Below are 13,291 nucleotides of genomic sequence, written 5' to 3'. Positions count from 1 at the left end.
TCATGATTGCGCATGAATGCCCGCGATTTTACGGCGGAATAGAGATCAAAAATCGCTGCTTAGCAGCCGTTCGTCCGCTCGACACATAAATTATAATTTGAATCTGATGCACAATTCCCGCCGTCATCAGGAAAGAATGCTCTTTTCCAGCAAGAATAGCGGATGCTTCGCAGTCTTGCGGCGAAAGCCAGTAAGATAAGTTGAGAGCTCTATCCGGCGATTGAAAAGGTGCTCGCTGCGGCCGGCGACCGTCATTCAGTGGCTCCGATGAGATTCGGAGATGGTGCGTGTGGAGGCGACAATCGAACGGGCGGGCTAGGCTGGTGTGCCGGCAGGGCCAACTGACTCAGAAGCGCTTAGATGATATTCACAGCATGAAGATTGATGATGGAGCCGCCCGGCTCGAAGCGTTCGACGCTATATCGATTATAGCCTCGACGGATCAGTTGATGGGCCTTCGCCCAATGACGTCTGACGTCAGCCGGAAATTGTCCCTTGCAGTTCCGTTTGCGTGAACGCCTCTACTCCGACCTCACAACGAAGCGATCATAGCAAGTGGTGCGGGGGCCATAGGTTTCCGGCAGGTCGCCTCCGATGCCCCCGGTTTGAGAGCTTGAATCGCGTTCAAACCGTTGTCTTCAACCGGTAAAGACCGGCCAATCGGCATCAGAGTATCTCCAATTGGACAGCCGTTGAAGTCCGTCGCCGTCCCAGAGATGCCACCGCTTAGCACGTCGAGGCCGTTGAGTGCCGCACAAACCTGCTTCGGCGATGCGTCAATTGCCGCATTATCGACGACCCCACCGCGCTCCTTTGTCCATCACCAGATTGAAGGAACGCACGTCCATAACACTGTCCGCTGTTGCTATGATGGAATCCGCTGTTCCGCGCCAGGTGCCGCGGATCCATTTCCCCTCCTTGCCGCTCCCCGACCTATCTTGTGTTGCCTCCTGTTGTCGGTTTTGTCGCATCCGAGACGTGGTATGGCTGGCGTGCCCGGCGCTCTCAGCTAAGCCACTGAATAAAAAAGCAGAGCGGTCTTTCTGTGATTTCCTGCGGAGTTGGCCCGACTTTTGAATTTATCTCTTTCTCAGCGGCAGGAGCTGCCGGCCAGTCATTCATCACTGACTGATCCTCTAAAGGAAGTGACAATGAAAATCGATATGTCAGCCTATGGTCTAACCGAATTAACGCATGAGGAAGCATCCGCAACTTCAGGAGGGATGTTTTGGGGAGTAGCTCTCGGAGTGTTTGGGCTAGTAGCCCTAGCAGCCGCGGGCATAGCGGAAGTGGTATTAGCTATTAAGCGTCGTTAGAACATAAATGGCGCAGGGCGCGTTCGCCCAGAGAGCGCGAACGCGGACGGCAAATATGTTCAATCGCTGTGACGTCGCGGATCGCACCTCGTTCATTGAGCTGAACTTGCACGATCTGTTCGTTGCTGCTCTCGACTTGCATTGCGTTGTCTCGATTGCCGGCTTTGTCACATCCAGGACGGCACGATGTTTCGACTAGCATGGCGCCGTGCTGACAGTTAGACCGTTGAATAGTCAACAGAATGACTTTTCTCGAGCGCTGCTGTGCAATTGGCACGATTTTTGAGTTTCTTCCTTCGCACAACGTCAGCGGCTGCCGACCGGTATGCTGACTGATCTACGCATTTGAAAAGGAGACGACAATGAAGATCGATGTGTCAGCTTATGGTGTAACCGAACTAACTCCTGAAGAAGCATCCGCAACTTCGGGAGGGTGGTTCTGGGCGATTGCGGGAGTTTTGGCCGGGCTAGCGGCAGCCATTGCAGCTGGATTATTCCTCCCTTGATCCGCATACGAAACCAGGAAGGTTGAATGTGGTCGGGGCCATCGCGGGATGACGCCAACCGGGCTTGGACCGGAAGTCTACAAACGGGTCTTGGTCGGTTCGGGTTCTAGCCCCTACCGACCGAACCGATCGTATATCGCTACGAGATCTTAAACTTGCTCGAGACGTTTCAGCTGGACGTCGAGCACTCCTGGTGTCGGATTTGTCGCGTCCGCGACACGGTTATGTTCAGCCGGCGCACCGCGGGGCCACAGTCATCGTCAAAAAATACCGAACGGTTCTTCTGGAGCTCCTCCTGCGGTGGCACGATTCTTGAGTTACTTCCTTTTGCCGCGGCAGGAGCTGCGGAGCGTCAGTCGCTGACTAATGACTTAAAGGTGGAGACAACAATGAAGACCGATATGTCAGCCTATGGTGTGACCGAGCTAACTTCTGAAGAAGCGTCCGCAACTTCGGGAGGGGTGTTTTGGGCAATCGCTTTCGCAATTGTGGGGGTAGTAGGCCTTGCAGTTGCAGCTATAGGGGGAGCGGCCGCAAGCCCGCGCCATTAGAACGTAGGCGGCGGAAATTCTCTATTCTCGGCAGATTAGCAGTTTCCATGGAAACTGCTGATCGTCGTCAGGAAATGAACTTGTTGTATGAGCGATGTCTTACTTCCGGCTGAAATTGTCAGCTACACTGCGGAGAGCATCCTCTCCCGAAGGTCAGGACGATCTCTGCTCATCTACAAGGTCATTTTAATTTCTGTGGTCGCGGCATTGTCGGCGCTGCCACTCATCACCATAACGGTCTCTGTTCAAAGTGCCGGCGCCATTCGGCCCACCATCGAGAAGACACCCCTGATCGCGCCCATCTCAGGGCGCATCTCGCGTATCCTTGCCGTTGAGAACGATGTTGTTGCCCAGGGGCAAGAGATCCTCACCCTCGATGATCAGGTGGTTGAGGAGAAGCTTGGGGCAGTTACAGGCGAAATTCGCGCCAAGGGCGATCTGGCCCGTGACCTCGAGACCCTGATCTCCTCGGGAACAGAGGCCAAGGACCCGATCCACCTGCTGACCGAGTCTGCCACGGCCGAACGGCTGCATTTTCTGAACCTGCTGCGGGAGAACGAATATGCCCGCAGTAACGCCGCGGCAGAACTCGAGCGCGCCAAGCGGCTGCTCGCTGTTGCTGCAGCGCCCGCAAAGGCGGTCGACGACAGGGCGTTCGCGCTGCAGAGCATTGAGGTCAAAGGCGAGATCCTTGCCCGGCGCAAAACCGCCGAATGGAACCAGCAGCTCTTCGACACGAACCTACGCTTAAAGGAGCTCATAGCCCGCTTGCATCAGCTCGAAAACGAACGAGATCTCACCCGCATTCGAGCTCCCGTGTCCGGTGCTCTAGAGCAATTCTCCGGCCTCACCGCCGGTGGCTACGTCCAGGCGGGACAAACTGTCGCTCGCGTGTCGCCGGATGGCGAACTGGTGGCGGAGATCTACGTCTCCCCCAACGACATCGGCTTTGTGCGAACCGGCCAGTCAGTACGGCTCCAGGTGGATGCCTTCAACTACAATCAATGGGGTGTTCTAGAGGCGACAGTGCTCGACGTGGCCCAGGACTTCACCCTCCATGATAGGAACCCGATCTTTAAGGTCCGCTGCGCGCTCTCTGGCAGTTATCTCACGCTCAAGAACGGGGTCATCGGTAAGTTGAAAAAAGGCATGACGGTCCGAGCCCGCTTCCTCGTGGCCGAGCGCAGTCTCTTTCAACTCCTCTACAATGAGCTCGACGATTGGCTCAATCCGCTCCTTGTGGCCCGCTAGTTGTTTCGTTTCCAAATAGCCCGGGCGCTCTATGTCGAGCAAAGTCATCAAATTCAAGCAGCGCGATATCACAGATTGCGGGGCCGCCAGTCTTGCTTCTGTCGCAGCCTTCTATGGTTACAAGCTGCCCTTGTCGCGCATCCGCCAGTATGCCTCGACAGATCGCTCCGGCACCACGGTGTCTGGCCTCACGCAAGCGGCTCAAAAACTAGGGTTCATCGCCAAGGGGGTGAAGGGTGGGTTCGATAGCCTGTACAAGATTCCCAAGCCCGCCATCGCGCACGTCATCGTCAAGGAGACACTGCACCACTTCGTCGTCATCCAGGCCGTCGATGCGAGGTGGGTCGTCATCATGGACCCGGCCTATGGCGAAATCCGCAAGCTGTCGCATCAGGAATTCAAGACGCAATGGACCGGCGTCCTGGTGCTCCTGGTTCCGGCAGGCACCTTCGAGCGACGCGACGAAACCACCTCACCCCTCGCCCGTTTTGCCCGTCTGCTTGCGCCACACAGAGAGGTGATGGTGCAGGCTCTCGTCGGGGCATTGGTGACGACGATCCTTGGCCTCTCCACGGCCATCTACGTTCAGAAGATCGTCGATCATGTGATCACAGCGGGCAACCGCAACTTGCTGAACCTGATGAGCGTCGCCATGCTGCTGATCCTGGTGCCACAGATCCTGATCGATCTGCTCAGACACCAGCTCACGCTGCAAACGGGTCAGAAGATCGATGTTCACTTGATCCTCGGCTACTACAATCACATCCTAAGCCTGCCCCAAAAGTTCTTCGACGGAATGCGCATGGGCGAGATCGTCTCCCGCATGAATGACGCGGTGAAGATCAGGACCTTCCTGAACGACGTCTCAATCAACATGTTCGTCAATCTGCTCGTGATACTGTTCTCATTGGGGCTGATGTTTGTCTATTCGTGGAAGATCGCCTTGGCAGTGGCGACCTCGATCCCACTATACTTACTGGTCTATTGGACCATCAACTGGCTGAACAGGAAGCGCCAGCGGGCCATTATGGAAAATGCCGCCGACCTGGAGGCGCAATTGGTTGAATCACTCGGAGCGGTCTCCACGATCAAGACGTTCGGTATAGAGGGCCTGGCCAATCTTAAGATGGAGACCCGCTTCATCAAGACGCTGCATTCCGTCTACAACTCCGGCCTCATCTCAGTCTTCGGAGACAATGCCTCGACCTTCCTCTCGAGCCTATTCACCATCGTGCTGATGTGGTTCGGTACGACGCTTGCCCTCGATCAGACCATCACGCCCGGCGAACTACTGTCCTGCTACACGTTGCTTGGCTATATTACCCGGCCGATTGCCAACCTGATCGAAACCAATCGGATCGTTCAGGATGCGTTTATCGCGGCGGATCGCCTGTTCGAGATCTTCGATCTGGAACCGGCAAGCGGTGGTGGCATTGATGCCACCAAGTCCGACCTTGGCGATATCTGCCTGGAGAACGTCACGTTTCGCCATGGCGCGCAGCCGAACCTTTTCCGGGATCTCAGCGTCACTTTCGGCCGAGGCGAGATGACGGCCGTGGTGGGGAAAGCGGCTCAGGCAAGAGCTCCCTTGTGGCGCTACTACAGAACGTTTATCCGCTCGAGGGTGGACGCATCCGGGATCGGGCCCTGATGACGTCCAGGACTTCTCGACCGTATCCCTGTGCAGGGTTGTTGCTGCGGTACCGCAATCGATCGACGTGTTCTCGGGCTCGCTGATCGAGAACGTCGCTCTTGGCGAGTTCGAGCCTGACATCGAGAAGATACTGCAAATCTGCGATCAACTTGGGCTGTGCGAGTTGATCAAGCGCTGGCCCGGCGGTTTCCAGGCCTATCTGGGCGAGAGCGGCATACGCCTCTCCGGCGGCGAGAAGCAGCGCCTCGCGCTGGCTCGGGCTTTGTATCGCGATCCGAAGATCCTGATTTTGGACGAGGCGACATCCTCTCTCGACTCGGCTGCCGAGGCATCCGTCGTGCGGCTGATTGACGATCTGCGTCGGGCCGGCAAAATCATCATCGTCATCTCCCATCGTCTCAGTACCATTTGTGGAGCCGACAAGATCGTCGTCTTGGACAAGGGACGGGTTGTTGCGCAAGGAAGGCACGCTGAGCTGCTGAGAGTCGAAGGCGCCTACACTCGTTTGTGGCGAGCGCAAACCGGAGTCAGCTAACAGTTCGGGTGAGGGGCATCGCAGAGTGTTGTCGAGATCTTGCGATAAACCGAACGCGCTGACGGCGCCGCTCCGGATCGTGACCTCTGTTGTTGTGAGATTCGCTACGCTGGCCGCGCCTGCGCTTCTTCTGCTCTCGTACAGCTCCAATTATGGTCATGGCTGCCTCCGGACCAGACAAATGCAAGTGGCCGCCCGGTCAGCTTCTCGTCAGGTGGATGCGGCATACGCGACGTACTGATGCTCGTGGAAGAGGCGACCAGTATCGGCGAGCTGGTCGTCGGCTTCGCACTGGCACGAGCTTCGGCGGCACGCGGTGCATGCTCCACGGCGTGGCACCGCGTGCCGATTTTCACCGTTGTGGCGGCACGGCCTCTCGAATTGCAGGACGGTCGTACCGCTGGCGTTGTAGCGCGAGCGCCGCTTATCGAGCGGGCGAAACTCAGCAAGGCAACGAACCTCACGCGCTCGCGGCCGGCCGAAGCGTTGCGTCTCGTGGTGCTTGCGCCACGCGGCTGCCTCGCTCTCACCGACCTCGTCTTTGTCCGGCGCATCTTGTCTTGGATGAGCGCCGCACGCCGCCGGCTGTGGCTCTTTGTTCGGTCAGTTCTTCGATCACGATCAGGACGAGACTCGACCTGCTCGCGCGTGATCCCGGCGAGGTGCCGGGCCGCTTCTTTGAGATCGAGGAGCCGGGGGCTTCGTCGCTAAGACGCAGATCAGACATGGCGGTGAGCGGTGATGTCTATGGGCGCACAGTCGCAACGTGCTCAGTCAACGGTGCCGATCTTGCGGAGTGGCTTGTGCGGGGTGGGCTCGCGCTCGATTGGCCTCGCTACTCCAAAGGCAATACGACAGCGCGCAACGCGAAGCCGAACACGCGGGGCGCGGCATGTGGGCGGGGAGTTACGCCGCGCCCTGGCACTATCGGGCGTGCATCAATCAGAGCGGCAAGCCGGAAGGCTGTTCGGAGGACGCGAACACCTATTCCTGATGAGGGCGAGCAATCCTTGCAGCTCAGGCGGAGGTCCGTAAATATCCTTGCAACTGATGCGGGCGCCTACAGGATGAATGACAGCGAGGCGCGGGGCCTGGTGCTCAAGCGGTTTTACGACCTGCGGGAAACGAGGGCCATCTTGAATTGGCCGGCTTCGCTGATCTTGAGTTAGCATCTCGCGACCTTGGCAAAGCGCTTGAACAGCTTGCCGGACAAGGGTCTGATAGATTGGAAGCCCCGCAAACCGTCAACGACGAGCACTATAGAGTATGTGGTCATACACGCGAGAATCACCGGCGAAGGGACAGACGTAATTGAGGGGCGCGCAATACCGCCAACAGCAATTACGCTCGACGGAAGCATCAACATCCACGGCTCGCAGGGCGTGCAAGTTGGGGGCCAAGGGTACATTCAGAACGTCAGTTTGAATCTCGAAAGGTTGAACAACTATATTGACAGTTCGAACGCGAGCACGGTCGAGAAGGAAAAGGCGAAGAGCTTGCTGAAGCGGGTCTAGGAAAACCCGCTAGTAAAGGGCGCGTTTGAGTGGGGCCTCAAGCATTTTGGAGGCGGCTAGCCACACGGCGATGGGTGGTTGAATTCTTCGGGGCTAAGGGCCCCGACCTAAATTGAGACCACTCAGTTGGTCGCCTCTTGTTTATCCGCGAGTGCCACTGAACCTTGGCCTAAGCTGTTCAGACTAATCCGTGCCGGAATTTTGCAATCACCTTCCCGGGGGCTGGACAGCGCCGCCTGCACTTATTTCGAGCGTTGGCGTTGCTGTTTCGCTGTCATAGACCCGCAATCAACCCGTCGTAGATTACCGGTTTCCGGCAAATTGCTAGTCGGACCGAACGAGAAGATGGGCTTGCTCATATCGCGCGGGCGACCTTTTGAGCTGTGAATTGTTCAGTATTCGGGTATTCGGCACATGGCGTACGACACACCTACGGTGCAGTTGCTCCGCACCATTCTCGATGAAGTGCTCGCGAGCCCGGCCTTCACCCGTCAGCAACATCGTTCTGCGGTGGAGGTCGCGGAGCGCATTCTATGGCTTGCTTCGCAAGGCGAGCGGGAACCAGCGGCGATCAAAGAGCATGTAATGAACGAGTTCTTGGCATGGGCTGCCGCGTAACCGCTTGGCCGCTTGGCTAGGAACGGTTCAGGCCGCCTCGTGAGTGAGGGTGGCTCTCGCGCGTGGCGCACCTTCGGGAATCTGGAACCCCTCAAAATCAGTCGAGTTACTTCCGCAGTTAGCATTGCGCTCGATGAGAGAAACACCATGCCCCAAACAGACTCAGACGAGATACGCGCCCGCGCATACAGACTTTGGGAGGAAGCCGGGAAGCCTGAAGGTCGGATAGACGAGCTTTGGTACGAAGCGGAGCAACAGTTGAAGGAAGAGAGAATCCGCCACGAGCTTAAGACGCCAGACACTCTCTGACGCCCCGTCCATCCCGAGTGCGTTGATGGACTACCTACCCGAACTGCAGCGACTTGAGCATCCGCTCGAATTGGCTCATCGGGCTGTCCTGCTCGAAGCATTCGCCCGGGAGATCAGCGATAAGCTTCGCAGACTGAAAGCGGCAAGGTCACCGGGACCGCGCAACGCAAAATGTTCCCCCTTTGAAGTATATTTGATGCGCGATTGAAACGCGCACCGCCGCTCGTTGGTTTGGAGGGTAATCGAAACTGCTCTCGGAGGTCCCCATGAGCGACGAGGATATGGTCGTCCTGGCCGGATTAGCTGGCTTAGCCTGGTGGACATACGTCTTTCTGCCTCTGGTCTATTTCTATACCTGAAGGACGGGTTGTTTGGTGGACGTTGTGAATGACTAGCTCTTTCGGCGCGAACTCTTCTTCGCAGTGATCGCAGCGGGCGGTTTCGTGCATGCTGCATTGCCTACATGCGAGGTGACGCGGCGAGCGGACAGGCTGGATGCTACGCACCCATTTAGTACCCGGCTGGGCGGGCCAACCTGTCAGGCTCGTTCAGACAGTGCGAATCGTGCGAGGGAGCCCGGGCTCCTATGTGCGTGGAGATTGCGACGCGTTCGTGGCACTCGTTCTAATTGGCCTGTTCGCTTCTGGACGAAAATGTGTAGGGCCGTACGTGCTTGCCCGGGAAATCTGTTACCCCCGTGTTACCCGGAGGCTCAAAACGGTCTACGACACGTGATCAGTATTGAGGCGATTTTCTAAGTTATTTGGTGAGCGCGCTGGGGCTCGAACCCAGGCCCCCGTGATTAAAAGTCATGTGCCAACGCATTCTTGGTAGGGGTGGGCGAAGCATGACTGCGGCGTCTCAGTCGCAACCAGCGCTTCCTTCAACCGACAAAGTCGCCAGCTTCCGCAAAGGCAGCTAACTGTGTTGCTAATAGTGGGGTTATAACCAGTGGTTTGACCGAGCGAATGGCATGGTTTGCCGCATGAAAACTGGTGCACTTGTGGCCTGCAACGTGCGTCGGATCCGTCTGAAACGCGGTATTTCGCAAGAGAAATTGGCTTACGATACCGGGATTGACCGCTCCTACATCGCCGGTCTTGAGCGGCAATCGAAAAGCCCGACGATTGATCTTCTCGACCGCATCGCCGAAAGGCTGGGCGTTCATGTGTCCGAATTCTTTGTTCGGCCATCGAAACGTGCAGGGACTCCCAAGACCTTGCCTAAAGGGCGCAAACCACCCCGTCCGCATCGTAGGAAGGAATAGCTATCATGCGTCGATGGGAGAGAGCGAAGTGTCGTTTGCTCCCGCTGGCAATCGCCACTGCTGTTGGCTCCGTTGATGACGGCCAACGACGAGGCACTAATGGTCCCAGTGATGCCGATGCCGGGGAGGATGAAGTTGCCCGCAGTGTTCATGTAGCCAGTGGTGGTGCCGCCAGTGGTGAAACTTTACATGGCCGGTGGTGTTGGCGGTGACCTTGGTGGTGCCGGAAGCCATGCGGGGCTGGACGGATGAGGCGTGGACTGCGGCCGTAGGCGAGGCCGAAGGGCGGCACCGCGCGTGCGCTATACTACCATTTCCACGTATCGGGGCTCGTGGCAGTAACAAGCACCCCGATTCCGTAGCCGCTGATGGTGACAACGGCATAGGTGTCCCCGTCGTAACAGTTCAGCTGGTACTCCCTGAATCGTTCTGACCAGCGCCAATAATCCCGGGTACCACTGGACGGGAAAAACTGCTTTCGCGGCCAACCCCTGCCAGGCTCAAGCCCGTTGACGTCGAGCTTGATCTCGTTTCCGCCACTCCTCCGTGGCCCTTCAGCTTTTCATTGGTCAGATTCACCAGGAAGAATTCGTGCCGTCCGCCGCCCTTCATTGCTCCCTTTTCGCCTTCTCTTTCCTTACTCATCACCGGCCCTCATGGCTCCCCTCGGCGCGAACGGCAGATTCGCCGGAGTCTGCTGACGTGATCCCGCCGTCTCAACTATCTGATCTGGTGGGCTGGCAGCCACATCCGGCCCGCAGTTCGCGGATACGGCACGCTGCCGTTCCCGCTTGCGCAGGGTTACCGGATCATGCGGCTGTGCAATCGCGCCTTGTACGAGGTCACCGACATACGACCTGATGGCGTTGCGCGTATCGAAGTGAAGGTCGTCCAACTCGGCACCGCAAAGGATGAGTTCTAAATGGCGATAGAGCGCATCCAATACGCCCCGCGACAGGGCGCAACGTATGAGCTGTCTCTCGATATCTTGGTCCCGGCGCTCGCAGGCGGCGACGACCCGCCAGCCGTAGAACGGAGCGGGCTTCGGTTTGCATGGAGCGTGCATTGCGCGAAACCGCTGTTCTACATGCGAACGAGAACGACACCACCGACAAGCATGGCGGCGCCGGCGACGCGGATCGCGCTCACCTCGTGGATCGGAACGCCCAGCAGACCGAAGTGGTCGAAGGCGATCGATCCAAGCATCTGGCCGGCGAATAGAAGCGCAAAGAAGGTGGCGGCGCCAAGCTTCGGGACGAGAAAAATCCCGAGGCCGATGAAGATCGCACCGAACAGGCCGCCGCTCCAGGCGAACCAGGATATCCGCGATGCCGCCGCGATCGTGGGTGGAGCTTCCTGCAGCAGCAAGGCCAGCGCCGCTATGCAGACCACGCCGAAGAGATAGCTCATGAATCCCGACCAGGCGGTGGAGGCCAGCCCGACGCGCAGATTGGCATTGGGGGCCTGCTGCACGACGAGACTGATCCCGGCCGCAATAGCTAAAGTCATTGAAAAGGCGAGTTTCAACATCTGATGCCCGAATTCTTGCGCTCGGCTTTCGACCATCGCACGTGTTTAGCCCCGCAGCGGGATCAGTGGCGCGACATCACGGTCCTGAGGATTATCACTTGCACCAAGCCCGGCGGAGACTCCGACACGATCGGCCTCAGGACGGTTTTGACTCATCTTGCGCTTACCCTCGAAGCGACTAACCGGGACCCGGAGCCCGACGATGCCGCGAAGTTGCGACGCGATGAAGTCGGCCGGCGCGTCCGAGACGGCCCACGGCTTGGCGCGGACCTCTTCGTGCTTCCGGGTCAGGCGCGTGACGACTTCCAGCAGGCGCTCCGGTTCATGGAAGAACTCGACCGGACCGTAGGCATGAACTGCGACGTAGTTCCAGGTCGGCACGACCTTTCCTGTCTCCTGTTTGGTCGCGTACCACGACGGCGTCACGTACGCCTCCGGTCCATTGAAGATCGCCAGCGCTTCGCCGATCGGTAGCAGTTTCCACTGGGGATTTGCTCTCGCGAGGTGCCCGTAAAGCGTACCGTGCTCGCCCTCGCTTTGGTCGAGGAAAAGCGGCAGAGGCGTCGCAACCGGCCCCTCAGCCGTCGCGGTGACCAGGTTGACCAGACGGGCATTCCGGATGGTGGTCCGGATGCTTTCGATGTCGTCGTCCTTGAAGGCGGGGGGTACGTACATGGCTCATCTCCGTTCGGCCCGGAGATAGGGCAAATCTGGTCTGTGCAGAACGACCAGTTTTGTACGATTTTGCTAGTCCAGTTATTGCTCCCGGATTTCGTCGATCGCGGCGGCGAGAAGCCTGCAGCCCTTGTCGATTTGCCGCGTCTCCAGAGCCGAGTAGCCCATGATCAAGCCGACTGCGTCCGGACGCGCGCGGCCTTGCCGCCTTCGGTCGAACAGCGCAGATATCGGATAGATACCGACGCCCTTGGACCGGGCCGTTCGGACCAGCGCCTCTTCCGATCGCTGTGGCAGATCGTCGAACCAGGCGACTAGGTGCAGGCCGGCCGCTGCGCCCTCGATCCTGACCCGGTCCCCGAACCGCCGGCGCAACATATCGAGCAAAGTTTGGCGTCGCTCGGCATTCCGTCGCCGGACGCGCCGCATGTGGCTGTCATAGGCGCCGCTCTCCAGCATGGACGCCAGCGCCTCCTGCTCGGCGAGCGGCGTGTGGCGGTCCATGATTTGCTTGGCCGCGGCGAAGGCCGAGACGAGTGCGAGCGGAACGACCATGTATCCGATCCGCATTGTCGGCGAGAGCGTCTTGGAGACAGTTCCGAGATAGACGACGTTGTGGCCGCCTTCGAGGGCGTGCAGCGGCGGCACGGGCTTCGTATCGTACCTGTATTCGCTGTCGTAGTCGTCTTCAATCACGCAGGCGTCACGCTGCCGGGCCCATGCCAAGAGTTCGTGCCGTCGCGCGATCGGCAAAACGCCGCCGAGCGGGTACTGGTGCGATGGCGTGACGTAGGCGAGCCGCGCGTCGATGCCGGCGAGCCGGGCAGTCTGGAGACCGTCTCTATCGACGGGAACGGGCACAGGGGCCGCACCGGTCGACGAGAATGTGTGACTGGCCATCAGATATCCAGGATCTTCCATGACGAAGCGGTCGCCGGCATCGAGCAACAGTCGCGCGCAAAGGTCGAGACCCTGCTGCGATCCGTTGACGACGACGATCTGATCCACGCTGCATCGGACGCTCCTCGATCGCCAAAGAAATCCCTGCAGCGCGGTCCGAAGCCGCAACGCGCCGCTGGGATCGTCGTAGGCCAGTCGGGCCGGGCGTCGAGTAACGGCAGCAATGATGGCTTTCTTCCAGGCGAGAACCGGAAAATCGGCCGGCGAGAGGTCGCCATACCGGAAGTTCACGGCGGGATGGCCAGACGGCGCGGTCCACTTCGGCGGATCTTTCCGCAGTCGCTTTCCAAACTCCGAGAGGGGAACGACGTGCGTCGGTAGTGCATCCACAGCGCGCGATTTGCTGCCTCCTACCACGGACTTCGCGACCCGTGGGCGTGCGCCGTGGCGAACTTCGATGAAGCCTTCGGCGGCCAATTGTTCGTATGCCACCGTCACCGTCGATCTCGAGACGCCGAGTTCGCCGGCGAGAGATCTGGACGACGGCAGCACGCCATGAGTCCCATACGTCCGCGCCAGTATCTGGTCTCGCAAGTCTTCGTAGATCCGGCGGGCACCTATGCCCTCAGTCTGGCGTCTCAGAGCGGATTTTATTTGGCCCATCC

The 13,291-nt window shown here is 58.7% G+C and carries 13 protein-coding genes and 1 pseudogene; 7 read left to right on the top strand and 7 right to left on the bottom strand.

Features of this window, described 5'->3' with window-relative positions:
* Nucleotides 1-126 precede the first annotated feature (126 nt).
* Nucleotides 127-255 carry a hypothetical protein gene (locus ACSKB8_RS00345; RefSeq protein ID WP_438101721.1) on the bottom strand — a complete coding sequence of 43 codons (129 nt, stop codon included), beginning with the start codon at nucleotides 253-255 and terminating at the stop codon, nucleotides 127-129.
* A 1,423-nt stretch (nucleotides 256-1,678) separates the two neighbouring features.
* Here ACSKB8_RS00345 and ACSKB8_RS00340 point away from each other — a divergent pair.
* From ACSKB8_RS00340 to ACSKB8_RS00315, 6 genes and pseudogenes are all read left to right on the top strand, one after another.
* Nucleotides 1,679-1,822: a hypothetical protein gene (locus ACSKB8_RS00340; RefSeq protein ID WP_438101720.1), complete on the top strand. Its 144-nt coding sequence runs from the start codon at nucleotides 1,679-1,681 to the stop codon at nucleotides 1,820-1,822.
* A 716-nt stretch (nucleotides 1,823-2,538) separates the two neighbouring features.
* Nucleotides 2,539-3,624 carry an HlyD family secretion protein gene (locus ACSKB8_RS00335; protein ID WP_438110290.1) on the top strand — a complete coding sequence of 362 codons (1,086 nt, stop codon included), beginning with the start codon at nucleotides 2,539-2,541 and terminating at the stop codon, nucleotides 3,622-3,624.
* Between the two features lie 31 nt (nucleotides 3,625-3,655).
* A pseudogene (locus ACSKB8_RS00330) lies at nucleotides 3,656-5,813 on the top strand (peptidase domain-containing ABC transporter).
* A gap of 1,202 nt (nucleotides 5,814-7,015) precedes the next feature.
* On the top strand, nucleotides 7,016-7,327 hold the full coding sequence (locus ACSKB8_RS00325; protein WP_438101718.1) for a hypothetical protein: 312 nt from the start codon (nucleotides 7,016-7,018) through the stop codon (nucleotides 7,325-7,327).
* A gap of 414 nt (nucleotides 7,328-7,741) precedes the next feature.
* The gene (locus ACSKB8_RS00320; RefSeq protein WP_438101717.1) at nucleotides 7,742-7,945 is read left to right on the top strand and encodes a hypothetical protein; all 204 of its coding nucleotides are present in this window, start codon (nucleotides 7,742-7,744) and stop codon (nucleotides 7,943-7,945) included.
* A 147-nt stretch (nucleotides 7,946-8,092) separates the two neighbouring features.
* Nucleotides 8,093-8,254, top strand: a complete 162-nt coding sequence (locus ACSKB8_RS00315; RefSeq protein ID WP_438101715.1) for a DUF2934 domain-containing protein — start codon at nucleotides 8,093-8,095, stop codon at nucleotides 8,252-8,254.
* An 883-nt stretch (nucleotides 8,255-9,137) separates the two neighbouring features.
* Here ACSKB8_RS00315 and ACSKB8_RS00310 read toward each other — a convergent pair.
* Nucleotides 9,138-9,422: a hypothetical protein gene (locus tag ACSKB8_RS00310; protein WP_438110871.1), complete on the bottom strand. Its 285-nt coding sequence runs from the start codon at nucleotides 9,420-9,422 to the stop codon at nucleotides 9,138-9,140.
* Here ACSKB8_RS00310 and ACSKB8_RS00305 point away from each other — a divergent pair.
* On the top strand, nucleotides 9,330-9,521 hold the full coding sequence (locus ACSKB8_RS00305; protein WP_438110288.1) for a helix-turn-helix domain-containing protein: 192 nt from the start codon (nucleotides 9,330-9,332) through the stop codon (nucleotides 9,519-9,521). The genes ACSKB8_RS00310 and ACSKB8_RS00305 overlap by 93 nt on opposite strands.
* Before the next feature lie 405 nt (nucleotides 9,522-9,926).
* On the opposite strand, the gene ACSKB8_RS00300 is transcribed toward ACSKB8_RS00305, so the two are convergent.
* From ACSKB8_RS00300 to ACSKB8_RS00280, 5 genes are all read right to left on the bottom strand, one after another.
* The gene (locus ACSKB8_RS00300; protein WP_438101714.1) at nucleotides 9,927-10,166 is read right to left on the bottom strand and encodes a hypothetical protein; all 240 of its coding nucleotides are present in this window, start codon (nucleotides 10,164-10,166) and stop codon (nucleotides 9,927-9,929) included.
* Nucleotides 10,159-10,464, bottom strand: a complete 306-nt coding sequence (locus tag ACSKB8_RS00295) for a hypothetical protein (RefSeq protein WP_438101712.1) — start codon at nucleotides 10,462-10,464, stop codon at nucleotides 10,159-10,161. The genes ACSKB8_RS00300 and ACSKB8_RS00295 overlap by 8 nt, the downstream gene beginning before the upstream one ends.
* A 140-nt stretch (nucleotides 10,465-10,604) precedes the next feature.
* Nucleotides 10,605-11,051, bottom strand: coding sequence for a DMT family transporter (locus ACSKB8_RS00290; protein ID WP_438101710.1), 447 nt, complete (start codon nucleotides 11,049-11,051; stop codon nucleotides 10,605-10,607).
* A gap of 45 nt (nucleotides 11,052-11,096) precedes the next feature.
* Nucleotides 11,097-11,726, bottom strand: coding sequence for an FMN-binding negative transcriptional regulator (locus ACSKB8_RS00285; RefSeq protein WP_438101708.1), 630 nt, complete (start codon nucleotides 11,724-11,726; stop codon nucleotides 11,097-11,099).
* Between the two features lie 81 nt (nucleotides 11,727-11,807).
* A complete protein-coding gene (locus tag ACSKB8_RS00280; RefSeq protein ID WP_438101707.1) occupies nucleotides 11,808-13,289 on the bottom strand; it encodes a PLP-dependent aminotransferase family protein in 1,482 nt (493 codons plus the stop codon).
* Nucleotides 13,290-13,291: the final 2 nt, after the last annotated feature.

The sequence above is a fragment of the Bradyrhizobium sp. BR 1432 genome, from assembly GCF_051547705.1.
Classification (GTDB): Bacteria; Pseudomonadota; Alphaproteobacteria; order Rhizobiales; family Xanthobacteraceae; genus Bradyrhizobium; species Bradyrhizobium zhanjiangense.
The sequence above is the reverse complement of the archived record's forward strand: the minus strand, read 5'-3'. Positions and strand labels throughout refer to the sequence as shown.

Excerpts from the sequence above, each read along its gene's own strand:
- ACSKB8_RS00345 (WP_438101721.1), bottom strand. The coding sequence starts at position 255 with ATGACGGTCGCCGGCCGCAGCGAGCACCTTTTCAATCGCCGGATAGAG.
- ACSKB8_RS00340 (WP_438101720.1), top strand. The coding sequence starts at position 1,679 with ATGAAGATCGATGTGTCAGCTTATGGTGTAACCGAACTAACTCCTGAA.
- ACSKB8_RS00320 (WP_438101717.1), top strand. The coding sequence starts at position 7,742 with ATGGCGTACGACACACCTACGGTGCAGTTGCTCCGCACCATTCTCGAT.
- ACSKB8_RS00315 (WP_438101715.1), top strand. The coding sequence starts at position 8,093 with ATGCCCCAAACAGACTCAGACGAGATACGCGCCCGCGCATACAGACTT.
- ACSKB8_RS00310 (WP_438110871.1), bottom strand. The coding sequence starts at position 9,422 with ATGAACGCCCAGCCTTTCGGCGATGCGGTCGAGAAGATCAATCGTCGG.
- ACSKB8_RS00300 (WP_438101714.1), bottom strand. The coding sequence starts at position 10,166 with ATGAGTAAGGAAAGAGAAGGCGAAAAGGGAGCAATGAAGGGCGGCGGA.
- ACSKB8_RS00290 (WP_438101710.1), bottom strand. The coding sequence starts at position 11,051 with ATGTTGAAACTCGCCTTTTCAATGACTTTAGCTATTGCGGCCGGGATC.
- ACSKB8_RS00285 (WP_438101708.1), bottom strand. The coding sequence starts at position 11,726 with ATGTACGTACCCCCCGCCTTCAAGGACGACGACATCGAAAGCATCCGG.
- ACSKB8_RS00280 (WP_438101707.1), bottom strand. The coding sequence starts at position 13,289 with ATGGGCCAAATAAAATCCGCTCTGAGACGCCAGACTGAGGGCATAGGT.